The sequence below is a fragment of the Blastococcus sp. SYSU DS1024 genome, from assembly GCF_054050795.1.
The window spans coordinates 43,539-57,603 of record NZ_JBJHAA010000013.1; the positions used below are offsets into that span (position 1 = coordinate 43,539).

The 14,065-nt window shown below is 74.0% G+C and carries 12 protein-coding genes; 3 read left to right on the forward strand and 9 right to left on the reverse strand.

What is annotated here, in order from left to right; translation table 11 throughout:
- Positions 1 to 11: 11 nt before the first annotated feature.
- Positions 12 to 1,586 (reverse strand): ABC transporter ATP-binding protein, encoded by a 1,575-nt coding sequence (locus tag ACI79S_RS13235; RefSeq protein WP_456593902.1) that lies wholly within the window; start codon positions 1,584 to 1,586, stop codon positions 12 to 14.
- Between the two features lie 292 nt (positions 1,587 to 1,878).
- Entirely contained in the window at positions 1,879 to 2,937 is a 1,059-nt protein-coding gene (locus tag ACI79S_RS13240) for a BMP family lipoprotein (RefSeq protein ID WP_456593903.1), read from the reverse strand.
- 246 nt (positions 2,938 to 3,183) lie between these two features.
- On the opposite strand from ACI79S_RS13240, the gene ACI79S_RS13245 reads away from it, so the two are divergent.
- Positions 3,184 to 4,482, forward strand: a complete 1,299-nt coding sequence (locus tag ACI79S_RS13245) for a D-alanyl-D-alanine carboxypeptidase family protein (protein ID WP_456593904.1) — start codon at positions 3,184 to 3,186, stop codon at positions 4,480 to 4,482.
- On the opposite strand, the gene ACI79S_RS13250 is transcribed toward ACI79S_RS13245, so the two are convergent.
- From ACI79S_RS13250 to hisC, 4 genes are all read right to left on the reverse strand, one after another.
- A complete protein-coding gene (locus ACI79S_RS13250; protein WP_456593905.1) occupies positions 4,385 to 5,365 on the reverse strand; it encodes a YihY/virulence factor BrkB family protein in 981 nt (326 codons plus the stop codon). The genes ACI79S_RS13245 and ACI79S_RS13250 overlap by 98 nt on opposite strands.
- 37 nt (positions 5,366 to 5,402) lie before the next feature.
- A complete protein-coding gene (locus ACI79S_RS13255; protein WP_456593906.1) occupies positions 5,403 to 5,969 on the reverse strand; it encodes a 2'-5' RNA ligase family protein in 567 nt (188 codons plus the stop codon).
- Entirely contained in the window at positions 5,966 to 6,991 is a 1,026-nt protein-coding gene (gene trpS / locus ACI79S_RS13260) for a tryptophan--tRNA ligase (RefSeq protein ID WP_456593907.1), read from the reverse strand. The genes ACI79S_RS13255 and trpS overlap by 4 nt, the downstream gene beginning before the upstream one ends.
- Before the next feature lie 83 nt (positions 6,992 to 7,074).
- Positions 7,075 to 8,184: a histidinol-phosphate transaminase gene (hisC, locus tag ACI79S_RS13265; protein ID WP_456593908.1), complete on the reverse strand. Its 1,110-nt coding sequence runs from the start codon at positions 8,182 to 8,184 to the stop codon at positions 7,075 to 7,077.
- A 43-nt stretch (positions 8,185 to 8,227) separates the two neighbouring features.
- Between hisC and galE the strand changes: the two genes are divergently transcribed.
- On the forward strand, positions 8,228 to 9,181 hold the full coding sequence (galE, locus tag ACI79S_RS13270; RefSeq protein ID WP_456593909.1) for a UDP-glucose 4-epimerase GalE: 954 nt from the start codon (positions 8,228 to 8,230) through the stop codon (positions 9,179 to 9,181).
- A 19-nt stretch (positions 9,182 to 9,200) separates the two neighbouring features.
- Here the strand turns inward: galE and ACI79S_RS13275 are convergent, their stop codons facing one another.
- On the reverse strand, positions 9,201 to 10,535 hold the full coding sequence (locus tag ACI79S_RS13275) for a hemolysin family protein (RefSeq protein WP_456593910.1): 1,335 nt from the start codon (positions 10,533 to 10,535) through the stop codon (positions 9,201 to 9,203).
- A 178-nt stretch (positions 10,536 to 10,713) separates the two neighbouring features.
- On the opposite strand from ACI79S_RS13275, the gene ACI79S_RS13280 reads away from it, so the two are divergent.
- Positions 10,714 to 11,622: a CAP domain-containing protein gene (locus ACI79S_RS13280; protein ID WP_456593911.1), complete on the forward strand. Its 909-nt coding sequence runs from the start codon at positions 10,714 to 10,716 to the stop codon at positions 11,620 to 11,622.
- A gap of 68 nt (positions 11,623 to 11,690) precedes the next feature.
- Here the strand turns inward: ACI79S_RS13280 and ACI79S_RS13285 are convergent, their stop codons facing one another.
- Positions 11,691 to 12,146 (reverse strand): endonuclease domain-containing protein, encoded by a 456-nt coding sequence (locus tag ACI79S_RS13285; RefSeq protein ID WP_456593912.1) that lies wholly within the window; start codon positions 12,144 to 12,146, stop codon positions 11,691 to 11,693.
- Positions 12,147 to 12,772: 626 nt separating this feature from the next.
- The gene (locus ACI79S_RS13290) at positions 12,773 to 13,987 is read right to left on the reverse strand and encodes an NADP-dependent isocitrate dehydrogenase (protein WP_456593913.1); all 1,215 of its coding nucleotides are present in this window, start codon (positions 13,985 to 13,987) and stop codon (positions 12,773 to 12,775) included.
- Between the last annotated feature and the right edge of the window lie 78 nt (positions 13,988 to 14,065).

The window sequence follows — 14,065 nt, forward strand, 5'->3', positions numbered from 1 at the left end:
CGCACGCTCGCTCATGCGGCACCCGCCGCGTTCCGGGCGCCGGTCATGTACCCGCCGAGCTCCTCGGGGGTGACCTGGCGGGGGTCCACGGTGGCCACGAGGCGACCGCGGAACATCACGTGGAGGGTGTCGGAGAGCCCGATCAGCTCGTCGAGGTCGGCGGAGACCAGCACGATGCCCATCCCCTCGCCGCGGGCGTCCTTGAGCAGTTCCCAGATGACCGACTGCGCGCCGACGTCGACCCCTCGGGTGGGGTGGGCGGCGATCAGCAGCCGGGGGCCGGCGCTCATCTCGCGGCCGACGATGAGCTTCTGCTGGTTGCCGCCGGAGAGCGCGGCGGCCAGCGTCTCGGGGCCGGGCGCCCGGACGTCGTACTCGCGCATGATCCGCTCGGTGTCGGCGCGGGCGCCCTTCCGGTCGATGAACGGGCCCCGGGCCGCCGGCGGCCGGGTCTGGTGGCCCAGGATCCGGTTCTCCCAGAGCGGGGCGTCGAGCAGCATCCCCTGCCGGTGGCGGTCCTCGGGGATGAACCCGACGCCGGCCTCGCGGCGGGACCGGGTGCTCCACCCGGTGACGTCGTCCTCGCCGAGCCGGACGGTGCCGGCGGCGAGCGGGCGCAGGCCCATGATCGCGTCGACGAGCTCGGCCTGGCCGTTTCCCTCGACCCCGGCGATGCCCACGACCTCGCCCTCGCGGACGGTCAGGTCGACGGCGTCGACCAGCGGCCGCCCCGTGTCCGAGGCCACGGTGACACCCGACAGGCGGAGGACCGGGACCTCGCGCACGGTGGAGCTGCGGACCTCCGGCGTGGGGAGCTCGGCGCCGACCATCATCTCGGCGAGCTGCTTGGCCGTGGTCGTCCGGGGATCGGCCTCCCCGACGGTGGTGCCCCGGCGGATCACGGTGATCGCGTCGGCGACCTTGCGGACCTCGTCGAGCTTGTGGGAGATGAAGATGACGGTGAGGCCCTCGCGCTTGAGCTCGGCGAGGTTGCCGAAGAGCTCGTCGACCTCCTGGGGCACCAGGACGGCGGTCGGCTCGTCCAGGATCAGCGTGCGGGCGTTGCGGTAGAGCACCTTCGCGATCTCGACCCGCTGCCGGTCACCGACGCCGAGCTCCTCCACCAGGTCGTCGGGGCGCAGCCCGAGGCCGTAGCGGTCGGAGATCTCCTCGATCCGGCGGCGGGCGGCCTCGCGGTCCAGCCGGCCGCCCTTCGTGGGCTCGCTGCCCAGGACCACGTTCTCCAGGACCGTGAAGTTGTCGGCCAGCATGAAGTGCTGGTGGACCATGCCGATCCCCGCCGCGATCGCGTCGGCCGGGCTGCGGAACTGCACGGGGCGGCCGTCGACGAGGATCGTGCCCTCGTCCGGCCGGTGCTCGCCGTACAGCGTCTTCATCAGCGTGGACTTGCCGGCCCCGTTCTCCCCGACGATGGCGTGCACCTCGCCGCGGCGGACCGCCAGCTCGATGTCCTTGTTCGCGACGACGCCGGGAAAGCGCTTGGTGATGCCGTGCAGCTGGACCGCGTACGGCGATCGGGCCGCCTCGTCGCCGGACGTGGCGCCGGCTGCTGGAGCCTGGGCCATGGGTGGGCCTCTCTCTCACGGTGCGCCGCGCGGGCGGCGCTGGTCTCTATCCGGCGCACCGGGGACGACGCCGGTCGGGTCGTCGTCCCCCGGGAGGCCGGTGGCCGGGCGGGGTGACCGGGGTGCGGGCACCCGCCCTGCGCATGATGTCGCACCCCCCGGGCGGCCGGGACCGCGCCCCCCGCGCCGGGGGGCGCTCACCACGACGGCGGGCCCGGGCAGGACGCCCGGACCCGCCGTCGGAGGGTCGTTCGGTGCGCCGGCCGGAGGCGTCCGGCCGGCGCACCCGGCCTCACGGGGTCGTGGGGACCTCGATCTCGCCGGAGACGATCCGCTGGCGCCACTCCTCGATCTGGCTCTGGATGTCGTCGATCTGCCCACCCGAGGTGGCCAGGCCCACGCCGTCGCTCTCCAGGTCGTAGACGAGGTCGACGCCGCCCTGGACGTTGCCCTCGGCGTAGTCGGTGATGAAGCTCTCCACGGCGTTGTCGACCCGCTTGAGCATCGAGGTCATGATCACCGCCTGCAGCGCCGGGTCGTCGACCGTCTGGTACTGGTCGGAGTCGACACCGATCGCCCGGTTGCCGGTCTGGGCCGCCGCCTGGAAGACGCCGGTGCCCGAGCCGCCCGCCGCGTGGAACACGATGTCCGCGCCGGCGTCGTACATGCTCCGGGCCAGGATCTGGCCGCGGGCCGGGTCCCCGAACCCGGAGAAGTCACCGGCCGGCGAGATGTACTCGACGTCGACCTGGATGTCCGGGTTCACGGCCTCGGCGCCGGCCACGTACCCGGCCTCGAACTTCTGGATCAGCGGCATCTCGACGCCGCCGACGAAGCCGACGTGCCCGGTCTCGCTCTTCAGCGCCGCCGCGACGCCGGCGAGGAAGCTGCCCTCCTCCTCGGCGAACAGCAGGCCGGTGAGGTTGTCGGCACCGATCTCGGCGACCGAGGAGTCGACGATCGCGAACGTGGTGTCGGGGAAGTCCTCGGCGACCTCGGCGATCGTGTCGCCGTAGGCGAACCCGACGGCGATGACCGGGTCGTAGCCGGCCTCCGCCAGGTTGGCCAGGCCCTCGACGCGGTCGGAGCCGTCGTCGTTGGGGCTGAACTCCTGGACCTCGCCGTCCAGCGCCGCGATGGCCGCCTCGACGCCGGCGTACGCCGAGTCGTTGAACGACTGGTCGCCGCGGCCGCCGACGTCGTAGGCGAGGCCGACCTGGAGGTCGTCCGAACCGCTGCCGCCGCCGCTGTCGCCGCCGGCCGTGGGCTCCTCGTCACTGGCACAGGCCGCCAGGGCCAGGCTGCCGGCCAGCAGCAGCGCCGCGGCCTTCGTCATCCGCGCTCGGCGCAAGACGATCTCCTCTCTGGGGGGAGGACCCACGCGTGGCGGGATCTCCCGGGGTGTGGACTGCAGTGGCTCGCGGGCCCGCGCGCAGCGGGCCGTCGTGGGCCACGACCCAGGACGCTAACCGCGCGGACCGCGCACCCTCCAAGCTCTGCGGCGGACTGAAACCCGATCGTTGCGAACGCTCATCCGATCGGGCCGTCTGCTCGCCGGATGCCGTGCTCCAGCTCACCTCCGCATAGCCTCCGGGGCATGGGACGACGACGTGCGGCCTGGCTGGCGGGCGTCGTGACCCTCGCTCTCGCGGCCGGTCCGGCCGCCCCGGCCGGAGCGGCCCCGCCGCCGACCGCGGCCCCGCCGCGCCCCACGGTCGACCTCGCCGCGCCGACGCCGACCGCCCCCCGCACGGGCCTGCCCCCACGGGGCACCGCCCCGGACGGCGGCACGGTGGGCGGCGAGCGGTTGCGCACCCGCGGCGTCGTCGTCGCCGACGGCGCTCCCCCGCTACCCGACGGCGTGTCCGCGTCCGGGTGGCTGGTCGCCGACGCCGGCACGGGGGCGGTGCTGGGCGCCCGCGATCCGCACGGGCGGTACTACCCGGCGAGCACCCTCAAGACCCTGACCCTCCTGACGCTGGCGCACCGGCTCGACCCCGCCGAGGTGGTGGTGGGCACGGTCGAGGACGAGCAGATCGAGGGCAGCCGCGTCGGGCTCGTGGCCGGGGGGCGCTACCCCGTCCCGCTGCTCTTCACGGCGCTGATGCTGCAGTCGGGGAACGACGTCGCGTCGGCGCTGGCCCGGGCGGCCGGCGGCGAGGCGGCCACAGTCGCCGCGATGAACCGGACGGCCGCGGAACTGGGCGCCTACGACACGGTCGCCGGCACCCCGTCCGGGCTCGACGTCGCCGGCCAGTCGTCCTCCCCGTACGACCTGGCGCTGATCTTCCGCGCGCTCGTCGAGGACCCGGTCACCGCGGCGGTGCTGCGCACGCCGACGGCGGACATGCCGGCGGTCGAGGACCGGTTCCCGGGCTTCCAGATCCAGAACCAGAACCCGCTGCTGACCAGCTACCCCGGCAACCTCGGCGGGAAGACCGGGTTCACCGACGCCGCCCGGCACACGTTCGTCACCGCCGCCGAGCGCGACGGCCGCCGGCTGGTGGTCAGCGTCCTGGACACGGAGAACCGACCGCTGCGGGCGGCCGACCAGGCGGCGCTGCTGCTCGACTGGGGGTTCGCCGTCCCCGCCACCGTCCCGGGGGTGGGGCGGCTGGTCCGCCCCGGCGACCTGGTCCCCGCCACCCCGGCGGCACCACCCACCCCGGCGGCCGCCACCGCCCCGGCTTCCCCGGCGACGCGGCGGACGATGCTCGCCGCCCCGGCCCCGCACGCTGCCGCGTCGCCCTGGGCCGTCGCCGCTCTCGCCGGGCTGGGGCTCGGCGCGCTGGGCGCGGTCAGCGCGACGGCTCGCCGGCGGCGACGGGCGCCCGCTCCTCCGGCTGCCGGCCGGCGCCCTCCACCGCGGGCAGGGTGGCGGTCCAGGCTGCGGTGAAGAAGGCGAACCGGAAGACGATGTTGATCCAGACCAGGATGCCGACGGCGCCGCCGAAGGCCGAGGCGGTCACGCTCCCGGAGATGAGCGAGAGGTAGAGGTTGCCGATCAGCTTCATCGCCTCGAAGCCCGCGGCGCCGAAGAGCGCCCCGGGCAGCAGCCGCCGCACGGGGTGCGGCGTCGAGGGGACGACCTTCAGCAGCCACAGGAAGACGACCGTGTCGCCCAGGAAGGCGAGGGCGAGGCTGAGCACGGTCGTGAGGACCGACAGACCCGCGGCGTCCTCCAGCCCCAGCATCCCGAGCGCCCAGCCGGTGGCCCAGGTGGCGACACCGGTCAGCCCGAGGCTGAGCAGCCCGACCGCCCCCAGCAGGACCAGCGCCAGGAGGTCCTGGACGTTGTCGCGGAGGAACTCCGGCTCGTCGGCGCGCCCCCTCCAGATGCGCTCCATGCCGATGCGCAGCTTGTCCATCGCCCGCAGGCCGGCGTAGACGAACCCCACCAGGCCGATCACGCCGAACACCTCGGCCGAGCCGACCGCACCGCGCAGGTCCGCGACGATGTCCCGCCCGGTGTTCCCGGGGAACGCCTCCCGGATGGCCTCGTAGAGCTCACGCTGCAGCAGCTCGTTCCCGGCCAGCACCAGCCCGATCGCCGAGGCGACCAGCAGCAGCACCGGGAACAGCCCGAGGAAGACGAAGTAGGTGACGCCCGCGGCCATGAGGTCACCCTGCGTCCGCCGGTACCGCCCACCGGCGCGGGCCAGGTGGTCGAACCAGGGGGACCGCCGCCGGGCGGCGTCGACCGTGCCCTCGACGCGGTCCCACGTCCGCGCCGGCCACCCCTTCCGGGCGGGGGCGTCGCGGGGAGGGGCGGAGCTCACCGCCCGAGTCTGGCGGCTGACCGCGGGGTGCGCGCCCTCAGCGTCCCGAACCGGTCAGGGGGTACTCGCGGGCAATCTCCCAGGCACCGGCCGCCGTCTGCTCGAACTCGGTGAAGTGCTCCACCCGGAACTCGGCGGAGATGTCCTGCAGCCCGCAGTAGGCCAGCTCGAGCATGTCGGCCGGCACGTCGTGGGCGACGGTGACGTGCGGGTGGTACGGGAAGGAGAGCGGACGGGCGAGCGGACCCCGTCGGACGTCGTTGGCCAGCAGCTCGCAGTTGCCGATCCCCCGCGCCACGGCCACGAACACGACGTCGGAGACCGGCGTGAACGTGCCGGTGCCGGCCAGGTGCATGTCGAACGGCGGGTGCGCGGCGGCGACGTCCGCGAGGTGCTCGGTGATGGTGGCGCGGTCGGCGACCGGCACCTCCGTCGGCGGGAGCAGGGTCACGTGCGGCGGGACCAGCGTCGCCTGCGGGTCGCCGACCTTGGCCCGCCAGTCGACCAGCAGGGCGGCCCAGGGCTCGGGGATCGGCACGATCACCCCGAGCACCGCCGTCTCCGGCGGGGTCCCCAGCCGGCCGACGAAGGTGTCGTCGTTCATGCCACCGGCCCCGCCGGTGGCAGGAAGCCGACCCGCTCGTAGACCCTGGCCAGCGTGCGGGCGGCCACCTCGCGGGCGCGCGCCGCCCCCGCGGCGAGCAGGCGCTCGAGCTCGGCGGGGTCGGCCATCAGCTCCGCCGTGCGCTGCTGCACCGGGGCGAGGGCGTCGGTGACGACCTCGGCGAGCTCCTTCTTCAGGTCGCCGTAGCCGCGGCCGGCGAAGTGCTCCTCCAGCTCCGCGGTGCTCCGCCCGGAGAAGGCGGAGTGGATGGTGAGGAGGTTCGTCACGCCCGGCTTGTTCTCGGGGTCGGCGACGATCTCCCGCCCGGTGTCGGTGACCGCGGAGCGGATCTTCTTCGCCGTCACCTTCGGCTCGTCCAGCAGGTTGATGCAGCCGGCCGGGGGAAGGCTCTTGCTCATCTTCTTCTCGGGCGTCTGCAGGTCCAGCACCTTGGCCGCGCCCGCCGGGATGTAGGCCTCGGGCATCGTGAAGGTCTCGCCGTACCGCCCGTTGAACCGGCCGGCCAGGTCGCGGGTGAGCTCCAGGTGCTGCCGCTGGTCCTCCCCCACCGGCACCCGGTGCGCCTGGTACAGCAGGATGTCCGCGGCCTGCAGCACGGGGTAGGTGAACAACCCGACCGACGTGGGGCCGACCCCCTCGCGAGAGCTCTTGTCCTTGAACTGGGTCATCCGGCCGGCTTCCCCGAAGCCGGTGAGGCACTGCAGCACCCAGGCCAGCTGGGCGTGCTCGGGCACCTGGCTCTGCACGAACAGGGTGCTGCGGGCCGGGTCCACGCCCAGGGCGAGCAGCTGCGCCGCCGACACCAGGGTCCGCCGGCGCAGCACGGCCGGCTCCGGCTGCTCGAGGGTGATCGCGTGCAGGTCGACGACGCAGTAGAAGGCGTCGTGGTCCTCCTGCATGCTCACCCACTGCCGGAGGGCGCCGACGTAGTTGCCGAGGTGGAAGGAGTCCGCCGTCGGCTGGATGCCGGACAGCACTCGGGGAAGAGCCACGTCGGCCATCAAACCAGCCGGGGCCGCGGTCCGTTCCGCGCTCCCCCGCACCGCCGGGGCACCGGCCGCCGAAGGGGCGGGGTCGGCGCAGGTCAGCGGAGCGTGCCGGGGAGCGCGTCGTCGAGCGCGGCGAGGAAGACGTCGTCCTCGTCCGGCGTGCCCACGGTGACCCGGATGCCCTCCCCCGTGAACGGCCGGGTGATCACCGCCCGGGCCTCCAGGGCGGCCGCGAGCTCGGTCGTGCGATCCCCCGTCGGCAGCCACACGAAGTTGGCCTGGCTGTCGGCGACCTCCAGCCCCCGGTCGCGCAGCTCCGCGGTGAGCCGCTCGCGCTCGGTGACGACGGCGGCGCACCGCGCCCGCACCTCGTCCTCGCTGGCCAGCGCCGCGACCGCCGCCGCCTGCGCCACCATGCCGACGCTGAACGGCAGATGGGTCTTGCGCACCGCCTCGGCGACCGCCGGGTCCTCGGCCAGCAGGTAGCCGACGCGCAGACCGGCCAGGCCCCAGGCCTTGGAGAAGGTGCGCAGCACGGCCACGTTGGGCCGGCCGCGCATCAGCTCGAGGCCGTCGGGCACCCGGGGGTCGGTGACGAACTCGCGGTAGGCCTCGTCGAGGACCACCAGGGTCCCCGCGGGCACCGCGTCGAGGAAGCGCTCCAGCTCCGCCCGGTGCACCGCCGTCCCGGTGGGGTTGTTCGGGTTGCAGACGAAGACCAGCCGCGTGGCGTCGTCCAGTGCGGCGGCCAGCGCCTCGAGGTCGTGGGTGTCGGGGGACCCGCCCGGCCGGCCCGGGACCAGCGGCACCTGGAGCGCGCGGGCGCCGGCGACCCGGGCGAGCAGCGGGTACATCTCGAACGACCGCCAGGCGAAGGCGATGCTCGTCCCGGGGTCGTTGTAGGCCTGGGCGAGCTCCTGGCAGATGGCCACGGCCCCGCAGCCGGTGGCGACCTGGGCGGGATCCACCCCGTAGCGCTCGGCCAGCGCGCCGGTGAGGACGACGGCGCCGTTGTCCGGGTACCGGTTGGTCTCGCCGACCGCGGCGGTGACCGCCTCGACGACGGCGGGCAGCGGCGGGAACGCGACCTCGTTGCTGGCGAGCTTCACCGCGCGCTCGACGCCGATCTCGCGGGCCAGGTCCGCCGGGTTGCGGCCGGGCCGGTACGCGGGCAGCGACTGCACCGCCGGTCGGGCACTGACCACCACGTCCTCCGCTTCCCGCGAGCCACCCTTCTAGGGTGTGCCCATGCGCGTACTCGTCGCCGGCGGCGCCGGCTACATCGGCAGCGTAGTGACCGCGGCCCTCCTCGCCCGAGGTCACGAGGTCACCGTGCTCGACGACCTCTCGACCGGGCACGCCGACGCGGTGCCCGAGGGCGCGACGCTGGCCGAGGTGTCGCTGCACGACTCCGCGCCGGTGCTGGCGCAGGTGCGCCCCGAGGCGGTGCTGCACTTCGCGGCCAAGTCGCTGGTGGGGATCTCGCAGCAGCAGCCGGAGGACTACTGGCACACCAACGTCGGCGGCTCCTTCGCGCTGCTGGAGGCGATGCGGGCGGCGGACTGCCGGCGGATCGTCTTCTCCTCGACCGCCGCGACCTACGGCGAGCCGGACCAGGTGCCCATCCGCGAGGACGCGCCCACCCGGCCGACCAACACCTACGGCGCCTCCAAGCTCGCCGTCGACCACATGCTCACCTCGTACGCCGTCGCCCACGGGTTCGCCGCGGTGAGCCTGCGGTACTTCAACGTCGCCGGCGCCGCCTACGGGCTGGGCGAGCGGCACGCCACCGAGACCCACCTCATCCCCATCGCCCTCCAGGTGGCGGCGGGGCAGCGTGACTCGTTGACCGTCTACGGCCAGGACTACCCGACCCCCGACGGCACCTGCATCCGCGACTACGTGCACGTCGAGGACCTGTCGGACGCCCACCTGCTCGCCCTGCCCGCGCCGGCGGCCGGCGAGCACCGCGTCTACAACCTGGGCAACGGCACCGGCTTCTCGGTGCAGGAGGTCGTCGAGGCCGCCCGCACGGTCACCGGCCACCCCATCCCGGTCACGATCGGCGACCGGCGGGCCGGCGACCCGGCGCAGCTGGTGGCCTCCAGCGACCGCATCCGTGCCGACCTCGGCTGGGCGCCGAAGCACACCGACCTGGTGGGGATCGTGCGCGACGCCTGGACCGTCGCCCGGTCCCGCTGAGGCCCCTCCGCAGCGGTCGCTAGGCGGTCGGCGCCTCGCTGCGGTCGTCGTCCTCGGGGACGTCGGGGGCCGGAGGCGGGCCGACGCGCAGGCGGGCGATCCGTCGGCCGTCGAGCTCCAGCACCTCGATGCGGCGCCCCTCGACCTCGGCGGTGTCCCCGACCCGGGGCAGCCGGCCGAGCTCGGCCAGGACGTAGCCGGCGGCCGTCTCGTACGGCCCCTCGGGCAGCCGCAGCCCGGTGGCCTCGGCGAAGTCGTCGAGGTTGAGCAGGCCGTCGACCTCACGCGGCGCATCGGGCGACTGCCGGGCCTCGGGTTCGACCTCCTCGTCGTACTCGTCGTAGATCTCGCCGATTACCTCCTCGATGAGGTCCTCCAGCGTGACGATGCCGTCGGTGCCGCCGTACTCGTCGACGACGATCGCCAGGTGCTGGTTCTCGCGGCGCATCTCGCTGAGCACCGTCAGGACCGCGGCGGTGCCGGGCAGCCTGGTGACCTCGCGGGCCAGGTCCCCCACGGTCGCCGCCCGCCCCGCCGGGTGGTTGGGCAGGAACAGGTCGCGCACGTGCACGAAGCCGACGACGTCGTCCTCGTCCTTGCCGACGACGGGGAACCGCGACCAGTTCGACTCCGCCACCAGCTTGGCGGCGCGGCTGGCGGTCATCGACGCCTCGAGGAACTGCACCTCGGTGCGCGGCGTCATCACCTCGCGCACCTCGCGCTCGCCGGCGCGGAACACCTCGTCGATGAGCCGGCGCTCGTCGCTGCTGAGCGACTCGTGCGCGGCCACCAGGTCGCGCAGCTCCTCCTGGCTGATCGACTCACCGCTGGCCTTGGGGTCTCCCCCGACCAGCCGGACGAGGCCGTTGGTCGACTTCGACAGCAGCCAGATGATCGGCCGGGACAGCTTGGCGATGGCGTTCAGCGGGGCGGCGACCATCAGGGAGAAGCCCTCGGCGCGCTGCAGGGCCAGCCGCTTGGGGGTGAGCTCGCCGACGACGAGGGACACGTAGCTGATCGCGACGGTGACCAGGACCAGCGCCAGCGTGCCGGCCAGCCCCTCCCCCACGCCCTGCGTCTGCAGCCAGTCGGCCAGCGGTGCCGACAGGGTGCTCGCACCGAACGCGGCGGAGAAGAACCCGGCCAGGGTGACGCCGACCTGCACGGCGGCGAGGAACTGGTTCGGGTCGCCGAGAAGCTTCTGCACCGCCTGACCGCGGCGGCCACCCTGCTCCGCCATGGCCCGCACCTGGGATTCCCGGAGCGAGACCAGCGCGATCTCCGCGCCGGCGAACGCGCCGCCGACCAGGATGAAGGCAACGACCATGACGATGTTGAGCCATACGTCGCTCACCGGCGGCGTGCTCCTCAGAGGTTCGGGGTGGGGCGGACCGTTCCATGGTGCCGGGTCCATGCTGCCCGCCGGTGGCTCGCGCACGCTCGGGGACCCCTGCGGGGTGGCGTGAGGGTGGACACGCCGTCGGTCTTCCCCGGGGTCGCGAGCACGGATAGTCTCGCTCTGATAACGGATCGTGATCACTCTGAGGACCCGCATGCACCACCGGCCGTCCGGTCCCCCCGGCGCACGCCGCACCGCCGCCCGGCACGACCGGTCGGGCTCGCCGCGCCGCCGCTCCCCGAGAGTGGGCCTCGCCGTCGCGCTGACGTTCGCGACCACCGCCGTCGTGCTCACCGCCCCGGTGGTCGCCGGGTCGGAGGTGACCCAGGGCCCGATCGACGCGTCGTCCTCCACCGGATCTGCTCCCGGCTCGTCCACCTCGGTGTTCCCCGGCACCGCGCCGGCGGCGCCCGTGGCACCGGGCGACGCCCCCGACGCCCCCGACGCCCTCGACGCCCTCGACGCCCCGGACGCCAGCGCCGGGCCCGTAGTGGCCGAGCCCGAGCCGGCGCCGGCTCCCGCCGAGGTCCCCGGCTCCGGGGAGACCCCGTCACCCCCGCCGCCGTCCGCATTCCCGTCCGCGACCGTGGCCGCGCCCGGGTCGACGAGCCGCGCCCCGGCCCCCGCTGCCGCCGCGGCACCGCCTCCCGCACCCCCGGTTACGCCGGCGGCTCCCTCGGTCGAAGCAGAGGTCCTGGCGCTGGTGAACGCCCAGCGCGCCCAGGCGGGGTGCGGTCCGGTCGCGCCCGACAGCGGGCTCGCCGCGGTCGCCCGGGCGCACAGCACGGGCATGCGCGACCGCGGCTTCTTCGACCACGTCGACCCGGACGGTCTGGACCCGTTCGACCGGGCGGCCCGGGCAGGTGTCTCCGCCCGCGCGGAGAACATCGCCCGCGGGCAGTCCGACCCGGCCGCCGTCATGGCCTCGTGGATGACCAGCCCCGGCCACCGGGCCAACATCCTGAACTGCGGGCTGACCCGGTTGGGAGTCGGTGTGGCGACCGGCTCCGGCGGGCCGTGGTGGACCCAGTTGTTCGGCTGAACCCGCACCCCACCCGGGCCGGCACACCGACTTCCGGGAACTCGGCCTTCGATCGCCCCTCCGGAGCCCTACTTCCCCGACGTTGCGCGGACCAGCGCCTCCCGCACGCGGGCCACGACCGCCTGCGGATCGCGCAGGTCGGCAGCGGTCAGGTGGATGACGGTCCACCCCGCGGCGGTCAGCCGGTTGAGCCTGCGCCGGTCCTTGGCGAACTGGCCGGGCTCCGCGTGCCACGCGCCGTCGTACTCGATCGCCACCCGGTGCCGGGGGAACGCCAGATCGACCCTGCCGATGAACGCCCCGTCCCGGTCGCGCACCGAGAACTGCGGGACGGCCACCAGGCCGGCGAGGGCCAGGATCACCCGCACCTTGCTCTCCGGCTGAGACTCCGCCAGCGGGCACACCAGCGCGACGGCCTGCTCGGCACGCCGGCTCCCGCGTGCGCCGCGTCGCGCGGTCGCAGCCTGCTGCAGCTCCCCCAGCCCGACCACCGCGCTCGCCAGCAGGACGTCCAGCGCGGCCACGGCATCGAGGAGCGGCTCGCACCGGGCGATGTCCAGCGCCGTCCGCGCCCGTCGTGCACCGACGCCCCCGGACGACGGCGACCTCCGACGGCTCCAGCCGGGCCTGCCGCACTCGCAGCCCGGCCGCACCGCCGAAGCGGACCCCCGTGGGCACGGTGACCTCGACCGGGTCCGCCGGCCCGGTCAGCTGGGTGGCGCCGTGCAGGTGCGCCGCGGTCCGCCCGCTGAAGGCCGCGACCCGCGGCACCAGCAGGGCTGCGCCGGCGATGCGCACATCGAGCGAGTCGGGGAGCTCGGCATCGGCGTAGACGCCCTGGAACAGGCGCCGCCAGGCCGAGCTCCGCAGCGCGGCGGCGGTCACGTGGCCGGCGGCGAGGGCATCGCGCTTGCGGAAGACCCGCCCACGGAGGGCCTCGGGACGACGGGGAGCGGGCACCGGAGCAGCCTGCCGAAGGTCGGCACGATCGCGCCGCCGTCGTCCACAGGCCCCGACTACGGAGAAGTCGGGCCCCGAAGGCGCCGTCAGAGCCCGAATTCCAGGAAGTCGGGCATCGGGAGCCGGCCCTGGACGCGCGGCGGCCCCCGCACCCGGAGCGGGTGCGGGGGCCGCGTGCGTCAGGCGTACCTCAGGCCATGGCCTTCTTGAGGTTGGTGTCGATGGCCGCCAGGAAGTCCTGGGTGGTCAGCCACGGCTGGTCCTTGCTGATCAGCAGCGCGAGGTCCTTGGTCATCTGACCGCCCTCGACGGTGTCGATGCAGACCTTCTCCAGGGTCTCCGCGAAGCGGGTCACCTCGGGCGTGCCGTCGAGCTTGCCGCGGTGGGCCAGGCCCCGGGTCCAGGCGAAGATCGACGCGATCGGGTTGGTCGACGTCTCCTTGCCCTGCTGGTGCTGGCGGAAGTGCCGGGTCACCGTGCCGTGGGCGGCCTCGGCCTCGACGGTGCGGCCGTCGGGGCTCATGAGCACCGAGGTCATGAGGCCGAGCGAGCCGAAGCCCTGGGCCACGGTGTCGGACTGCACGTCGCCGTCGTAGTTCTTGCAGGCCCAGACGTAGCCGCCCTCCCACTTGAGGGACGCGGCGACCATGTCGTCGATCAGCCGGTGCTCGTAGGTGATGCCGGCGGCGTCGAACTTGTCCTTGAACTCGGCCTGGAAGACCTCCTCGAACAGGTCCTTGAACCGGCCGTCGTAGGCCTTGAGGATCGTGTTCTTGGTCGAGAGGTAGACCGGGTAGCCGCGCTGCAGGCCGTAGTTCATCGAGGCCCGCGCGAAGTCGCGGATCGAGTCGTCGAGGTTGTACATCGCCATCGCGACGCCGCCGCCGGGCGACTGGAAGACCTCGTGCTCGATCGGCGCGGAGCCGTCGGCCGGCTGGAAGCTGATCGTCAGCGTGCCCTCGCCGGGGAACTTGAAGTCGGTGGCGCGGTACTGGTCGCCGAACGCGTGACGGCCGACGACGATCGGCTTGGTCCAGCCCGGCACCAGCCGCGGCACGTTCTCCATGATGATCGGCTCGCGGAAGATGACGCCGCCGAGGATGTTGCGGATCGTCCCGTTGGGCGAGCGGTACATCCGCTTCAGGCCGAACTCCTCGACGCGCGCCTCGTCCGGCGTGATCGTCGCGCACTTGACGCCGACGCCGTGCTTCTTGATGGCGTTCGCGGAGTCGACGGTGATCTGGTCGTCGGTCGCGTCCCGCGCCTCGATCCCCAGGTCGTAGTACTCCAGGTTGACGTCGAGATACGGGAGGATCAGCTGGTCCTTGATGAACTGCCAGATGATCCGGGTCATCTCGTCGCCGTCGAGCTCGACGACGGTGCCCTCGACCTTGATCTTGCTCACGCGTTCTCCTTGTGCTCTCGTGGCCCCGCTCCAGGGCCCCGCCGCGAGCGTGCGAGCGGTGGGGGGCAGCGGGGTCCT